The organism is Bacillus sp. BF2-3 (genome assembly GCF_008368795.1).
Lineage (GTDB): Bacteria > Bacillota > Bacilli > Bacillales > Bacillaceae_G > Bacillus_A > Bacillus_A cereus.
This window is the reverse complement of sequence record NZ_QOSA01000015.1, coordinates 1-7223: the sequence shown is the minus strand read 5'-3', so window position 1 is coordinate 7223 and position 7223 is coordinate 1. Positions and strand designations below refer to the sequence as shown.

Here is a 7223-nt window from a genome sequence, read left to right as displayed (position 1 = left end):
TCGCTAATAGCTTTTTCATAGTCTGAAATAACTAGCTTTAGTTCTTCCCTGACGTAAGATACAGCTTCACTAACATTAAAGTGCTTATTTCTAGCTGAGGAATCTTTACTGTACGTTTCTCGAACGATTGGCATATACTTCTGTTTCAGTGCGGTGAAATCTTCTTTTAATTGGTCTTGAAGTAATGTAATGACCTTAACGTCCTCATTGATATTGGTTAACTGTTTTGAAATGTAAATATAGTCGCTGGGGTTATCAGTTGCTACTTCCCTATCCATCATAAGTTGAATATGTTGTTCCTGTAATTGTGCCAGGCGTTCTGTTAATGCTTCCTCACGTTTCACCAATGCTTCTTTCTCCGCTTCATAACTTGCAAGTACTTCCTTTGTAGCTGTAAATAAGTTCATTCCCTCAATTGCTTTATCTACTGATGTACGGTCTAGCCTAATCATGTAATTTCCTCCTTAGTTGATTCCTCTGTTTTGTTTTAGTTCTACAATTCGTTTTACTGATACCAGTTCAAGTTCGCTTATATTTAATGCCTTGCAACCTTCAAGAATCTTTGTTTCATAGTGAGGCGACAGTGGTAAGTCACCACGTTCCAACTTTGCAAGTACACCCTGATCCACCTTACAAACTCCACCAAATTGAGTCTGAGTCATGTTTCTACATAGCCTTAAATACTTAATCATTTGATACGAAATTTTCTGTTGATACGGTAAGCTGTTTACATCTACACCAATCATTTAGTTCACCACCTTATTTAAAGTTCATAATTTATGAAGTTAATGGTAAATAGAAAAGGCGTAGCAATTAAGCCACGCCTTGAAAGGAAATAACACAAGGAAATCAACAACGTTATTTACCGTAGAAAGCCATAAAGACTTTCCTAATAGTAGGTTCTCAAAATACTTATCCATTACAGGTTGTTTTTTAATTCAGCAACCATTAACTCAATTTTTTCTCTATACCCTTCATTAGTAAAAATTTGTTCTGTAGTCATTCCATGCGTTTTTGCGTGTCTTAGGAAGTTCCCAGCTGTCTTCCATTCACCGCAAATTGGACAAGGAAGCTTGTCATTTACTACCCATTGTTTCACTGTGAATCGTTTTGTATTTGAATTGTTTTCTTTTGTATTCTTCTTAACTACATTTGTAGTTGATTTTGTATTTGTTTTAACTTCATCATCACTACTATTGGTATTCTTTATGTATTCTTTTGTAGTTGCTATTTCATCAAAAGCGTTGTCTGATCCAGTCATTTCACGTTCTACAAGTAAACAAACTGCCTCACTAATAGATAGCCCTAACTCATCACAGTATGTTTTGAAATCCTCGTATAAGCTGTGAGGAAGTCGTGCTGTTAGTACCTCAGACTTTTCTTTACGTCTCTTATTTCTAGCAAACTGTTCTAAATATCCCACGTTATCACCTCATATAGATTCATCTTGTATCTATTCTGTATTCATTAACTCAGTTCCTTCACTACAAGACGAATACAAATGTATACATTGTGAATACAAAAAAAGTGTGAGAGTGTATTCACCCTCACATATATTTGAATTGTTACTCAGGATATTCAGTTTGTTGTTCCATATGTTTTGCAACATCAATTAAAGGTTGCATCTCCTTCAGAAAAGCATTTACATCTCTAAATGAATCCATGAAATAATACTCACTAAAACTGCCATAACAACCAGTTAATTCAATTATAATTTTAGGTGCATTCTTATACTCAGGTTCAAGATAAAGCGTATTACATCGGCAAAGAATCGTAAATAACTCATTGTATTTGCCACCTAGAATAAAAGTAGCTTCATAGTTATCATCAAAGGATACTTTATGACTAGCTTCATATTGAAACCGCCCATTTTTAAATATAGTTCCTGTAATTTCTTGATATCTTATTGCTGTTTCCACCGTCATAACCATCACCTCAAAGAAGTGATTCTATACATGGCTGCTAATCACCTTTTACAAGATTTAATACCTGATCTTTTTGTAAATGAGTTACTTTGCCTCAGTCTATCATTCTCTTACCGTATAAGGTAACAAGAATAATAATATCGAAGAATGCTTGATTTTGTAGGGTAGATAGAGGTAAAATGAGAACAACCTAATACGAACGGAAGCACAAAAAAACCATTTCCTCCATACTAAGGGTTCCGACACCTCTAGTACTTCAATGGAAATGGCTTCTTGTAACCTAGTGTCCGACCACTAAGTTAAATTTATTAGCCCTGACGCAACAGGACTAATTGATGAATCCATTGTAACCCGTACTCTACTCTTTTTCAACTAGTAAAAATTAGTTTGCAAAAGTCTTAGATAAATGACAGGGTTCTACAAAAGGGCGTTTATCTCTTTAACTTGTGAAGGTGACAGGTTATTGAGGTAAACGTCCTTTTTGTTTTGCGTTCGTATTAAGTGAAGCGTGGAAGCCAAACCACGAGAAGAACGTTGTGATAACGTGCTGAAAAAATCGACAGGGTGTCCGACCATCGCAAAAGTAGGACTAGGATACAATAAGCGTTTCCCTATTTACGCTTGTATCTGAATGGTGAAAGCTACCAGTGAATCAAAGTGCTGTCGTTAGGAAGGATAGACGCTTACGGGCGTGTAGGACAAGTCATAAGTACCGAAAGGGAAACTACCAGGGCTATTTGAAGTAGTAGACTTGTTTAGGTGAAAACCTAGTGTTAAATAGGGGTGATACAAAATACTCGGGGACATGCCTGACGGTAAGTATCAGAACAACTACTACTTATACGCTTGAAGTCTGCTTTCTTTTTGCGTATAGGTAGGAATTTCTGTGTCCAAAAGCCTGAAAAACACAGCCATCAAGTAAGCAAAAACCTAAAACCTAAAGTCAAGTGATTTTAAAAGAGTTTAAAGAAATTCCTACCACTAACGATGGGTAGTGGAATATATAAGTAACTACCACTAACAATGATAGAGGAAAATAGGGCTTAAACGATGCATAGAGTAAGAACTATATAGGGGAAAAAGAGAAAAGGCGTCTAGCCAATAGGACTAAACGCAATAGGTAGTAAAGAGAAGGGGAGTTTTCCCCATAACTTCAAAAACATTATATCAGGAAATTACGGTATAAGAAATAAAAAAGGACGCTTAGTTATTGGACTAAACGTCAAAGTGAATAGATAATCAAAAAAAATGAGTACGATGGTTCTAGAGAGGAGAATGATTCTCCAATTTATTATGAGTATATCATAGAATAAGACTATAAAGAAAAACAAATGATTATTAAGTTGGCTAATTGTTATGAGGAAATAAGTGAATTATGTAAGGTATGTAGAGAAAAAGGCATAAAGAAAAGTCCCACCAATCAACAGTAAGATCGGTGGGTGATTATATGGAGGTATATATATTTTTATTATTATGATGCGGATAAGATTTGTATGTATGGTATACATTATACCTAAAAGGAGATTCTATGAACTTCTTTATGACAGCTTTAAAGTATACAGCAATTACAATTGGATGGATTTGTTTATTATCAATTTGGTATGTTACTTTCTTTGCATAGGTTATTATTGCTTACGCCATGTCATTCACTACGTTCATTCCATGCAATCTTTAAAAGTAATACTATAATATCTATCACTATCATATCTGTTAATAGGATTATTTATAGTTTAGTTTTTAATTATTTTGCGAAGCACCGAACGAAGTGAGGTAATGTTTTATCTTTATTACTGTTAATAGAGTTAATTACAGTTATTTAAGTTTCTGTACTCTATAGCTTATCAAACCACCCAATTTTACAGTGCCTCAATTGTAAAGTTTTTGAAAGGATTCATGAAAGCAAGCGTACCAAGGGTTCAAGACGTTCACAATTTAGACACATTTATAAATGACGGTCTCCGAGAACCTGAGGGAATTACATGATCTTTGTTAATCAGTGGGTTAATCATTGAAAAAGGGATTATTAAACTTATAAATCCTCACCTTATGTGATTAAGGATTAACCATGTAATAAGAATGGGCTTTGTTGAGGTTTATAATCACACCGTCTTGTGATTTACTCTTTCTTCACTAAAATATGATTTTAAAACAAAACTAGACCCCTCAGAATCAAATCTGTGGGGTTTTATTTATTTTCAGATACAAAAACGAATAGGTGGATTAAAAACGCTGTACGAGGCGATTTGGGGTGTTAAAATGGATGTATAGTGGGATAGGGTGTGCACAATGTTGTTTTTCTGTAAAACCCAGTCATAGCAAGGGTTTTCGCTATATTAGGATTATGAAATATTGTGCAAATCTCACTTTTTATTGCTTCCTTGCCTCTGATACACAACAGTCTCCAAAACTATTTTTTTGCACAATAAAAGACCACACTATTAAAGTGTAGCCTCGTATTCTTTCACTTTCTTATAGAAGGTCGCTTTCTTCATGCCAATAGTGTCCATAAATGCCACGGCTGTTATCTTTCCAGCTTTCCATTCTTTGTACAGCTTGTTCCATTCCTCAGGAAGTTCCATTACTGGACGTCCTAGATGCTTGCCATCTTTCTTAGCAACAGCGATTCCCTCAGCTTGACGCTGTTTAATGTTTTGACGTTCCTGTTCAGCCATTGAAGTGTAAACCTCAATAATGATGTTATTTATCATATCAATAACCCACTCTTCTTCTTGTGGTCTATCTTGCATTGTAGTAGGAATATCAATTATTTTTACCCTGATCCCTTTTTTCTTAAACTGTTCAAGGTAGTCCTTAATCAGTTCCTTATTACGTCCTAGACGGTCAATAGACTTTATGTAAAGCGTGTCGCCTTTTCTTATTGCTTTAAGCATGTCTTGAAATCCTTTACGTTCCATATCCTTACCACTAGCTTTATCACTGTATATGTAATCCTTGTCCGTTACATAGTTTTTCAAAGCTTCATATTGTCTATCTAAATTCTGTTCTTTAGTTGATACACGCATATAGCCAAAATTGATTCCTGTCATTATTAAAACCACCGTTTCTATTAGTCGATAAATTTAATATACACCAACTGTCTATAAAGGTCAATTATTTTATAGACGTTGATAAAGGTTTATTTTCTTTTGTTAATAGACGCTATAAGGACAGTTTTTTTACCGTCCATTAAGGTGTACCTTTGTAGACTCTAATATCTCATGAGTTATAAGTACAAATAAAAGCACCCTTTAGTGGATGCTTTTACTTTGTTTTTTCTTTTAGGTGAAGAACGACTGTTTCCGCAGTCTTCTTCAATAGACCAAGACTCTATAAAATTTGTGGAATTAAAACATTCCCGATATGTATATATAATGAACCCTTATGTTTAGGGGTTCCAAATAAATATAGTCTTAGATAGGGACGCCATACCAATCACCACCATTACACCGCTACACATATACCAGTAGGATAGTAAGGTGCGGTGCTGGGTGCGAGGACAGGGCAAGGCGATAGTACCAGCACTGACAGTAGCAAGGACAACAGCGAAGCACGAGGGAAGGACAGGGCGTGGCACACGACACGAGGCGAGGAACAAACGAATGAAACAACAATGAAAGAACAAAGAAAGAAGAATGAAAGAAGAACAAAGACGAATGATAACAGTAAGATCAGTGTGGCAAATGGTAGTAACGAACCATGTAGAGAATTGGCGACACCTGATATATTTTTATATATGGATACCCCCCACCATAGGGGGGCAGGGGGTGTGTATAGGGGTGGTCTGGTCACCGCTATGTATACACCACAATTTTGAAATCTTTTGGGGCTGATAAGTCACCGAGATTCGCATTCTGAGGCGATTATCTTTTACTTAACGTACTAACACCCACTAACTTTGCTGTACAGCGTCATAGAGAAGGGGGGGTGGTTATGGTTTTCGCTGTGGGGAATCCTGTTGAACCTCGTAAAAAAATTGCACCATTTTTTCAGTAACTTTTTGCCTTGCTGCGAGTCCACTAATAGAGTTACTTAATTCCCTGAAATGATATACTAACAGTACACAAAGGAGGCTATTATATGGCAACAGAAAAAGAAATGGAACTTGCAAAACAGATACTAGCAAAGTTAACAGAAATGGAGAAGAAGGTAGAGAAAATAGAGGATAGTTTAGATAGAGTGGACAATAAAATGGGTAATTTAAATGGGGAAACGTCAACTTCAGTAGAGGGGAAATTGGACGATGTAAAGAGTGTATACAAAGACCTACAAAACACTTTTGCAAAGGGGTTCGCTGACGTGCATGAAGGATTGGCTAAAATTAAAGAAGTAACACAGATAAAGAAAAATGGAAAGCAAGTTCATTAAATCAGAACTCTGCTTTCCTCCGCCTTCTTTAAATGAGTGTATACAGTTTTCTTATCAACACCTAATGTCTTAGCTATGGTAGGTGCTTTCATTCCCTTCTCAGCTAGGATAAGCATTTTCACGATGTCATCATTTGATAACTTTCTTTGTTGATTCCTAACCTTCTTTTTTGTACCTTCACTCATTCTCAAAGGATCATAGCCACAAATATGCTTTTGATTTTCTTTATTTAGCAACCACATAGGACGTGCATACCATTCTTTATGACAGTTACTACAATGATGTAATAGTGAGGCACGAGGGTTAATGTATTGTTCCTTTGCGGTTACAGAACCGCCATACTTCTTATTTAATGCCTCCTGATATAAGGCCTGTTTAACTGGGTCTTTAATTTCTCTTTGCATAGTAAAATTCCTCCTTAATTAAAATAAGATCACCAGCGTTAACTAGTGACCTCTTTTGTAATTTGCTGTGCTATTGCTACTCTTTCAGCGTGTGCTTTTTCTTCTGCTTCAATCTCTTTGATAAGGCGTTCTTTAATTTCACCATCTTGTAGACGGTTAATCATGGCCTTTGATAATTCGCTATCATTGACAAGTGATTCCTCAATATAGTGACCTGCTTCTTGCTGTAGTCTCAATCCATATTGCATAGCTACAACTGGTGGTAATCCTTTTAGAACCTCGGTATTTCCTTTTCGCAATTCGTCCATCACATCTTGTTTTACGATACTAGTTAAATTCATTTATTTAGCTTCCTTTCTATTTCAATCTAATTTCTTTGTCGTACAGTAAGTTATTTCTATCGAAATCAAAGGTACGCTTAAATGCCAGTGCCTTCATTCGTCTATCGGGATTGTCCCAGCTTTCATTCATTAGTTCTGAGTCGTCCAGAAAATCATCATAGATAAGAGGCATTACCTGTTGGTCTTGT

Annotated in this window: 8 protein-coding genes; 1 reads left to right on the top strand and 7 read right to left on the bottom strand. The window is 35.9% G+C overall.

Translation table 11 applies throughout. The annotated features are described in order from the left end of the window. From DN401_RS12620 to DN401_RS12600, 5 genes are all read right to left on the bottom strand, one after another. On the bottom strand, positions 1-452 hold a 452-nt coding region (locus DN401_RS12620; RefSeq protein ID WP_149287723.1), incomplete at its 3' end, for a hypothetical protein. A gap of 12 nt (positions 453-464) precedes the next feature. Continuing rightward, positions 465-746 carry a helix-turn-helix domain-containing protein gene (locus DN401_RS12615; RefSeq protein WP_098914413.1) on the bottom strand — a complete coding sequence of 94 codons (282 nt, stop codon included), beginning with the start codon at positions 744-746 and terminating at the stop codon, positions 465-467. Positions 747-919: 173 nt separating this feature from the next. Beyond that, positions 920-1423 carry a hypothetical protein gene (locus DN401_RS12610; RefSeq protein WP_149287722.1) on the bottom strand — a complete coding sequence of 168 codons (504 nt, stop codon included), beginning with the start codon at positions 1421-1423 and terminating at the stop codon, positions 920-922. A gap of 142 nt (positions 1424-1565) precedes the next feature. Next, on the bottom strand, positions 1566-1925 hold the full coding sequence (locus DN401_RS12605; protein WP_061682613.1) for a hypothetical protein: 360 nt from the start codon (positions 1923-1925) through the stop codon (positions 1566-1568). 2438 nt (positions 1926-4363) lie between these two features. Next, complete coding sequence (locus tag DN401_RS12600) at positions 4364-4972, bottom strand: recombinase family protein (protein WP_149287721.1); 609 nt, start codon at positions 4970-4972, stop codon at positions 4364-4366. Between the two features lie 1030 nt (positions 4973-6002). Between DN401_RS12600 and DN401_RS12595 the strand changes: the two genes are divergently transcribed. After that, positions 6003-6290 carry a chromosome segregation protein SMC gene (locus DN401_RS12595; RefSeq protein WP_149287720.1) on the top strand — a complete coding sequence of 96 codons (288 nt, stop codon included), beginning with the start codon at positions 6003-6005 and terminating at the stop codon, positions 6288-6290. Here the strand turns inward: DN401_RS12595 and DN401_RS12590 are convergent. After that, positions 6287-6694 carry a helix-turn-helix domain-containing protein gene (locus DN401_RS12590; protein ID WP_149287719.1) on the bottom strand — a complete coding sequence of 136 codons (408 nt, stop codon included), beginning with the start codon at positions 6692-6694 and terminating at the stop codon, positions 6287-6289. The two genes, DN401_RS12595 and DN401_RS12590, sit on opposite strands and share 4 nt — an antisense overlap. Positions 6695-6732: 38 nt before the next feature. Further along, positions 6733-7035, bottom strand: a complete 303-nt coding sequence (locus tag DN401_RS12585; protein WP_086421065.1) for a hypothetical protein — start codon at positions 7033-7035, stop codon at positions 6733-6735. Positions 7036-7223 lie beyond the last annotated feature (188 nt).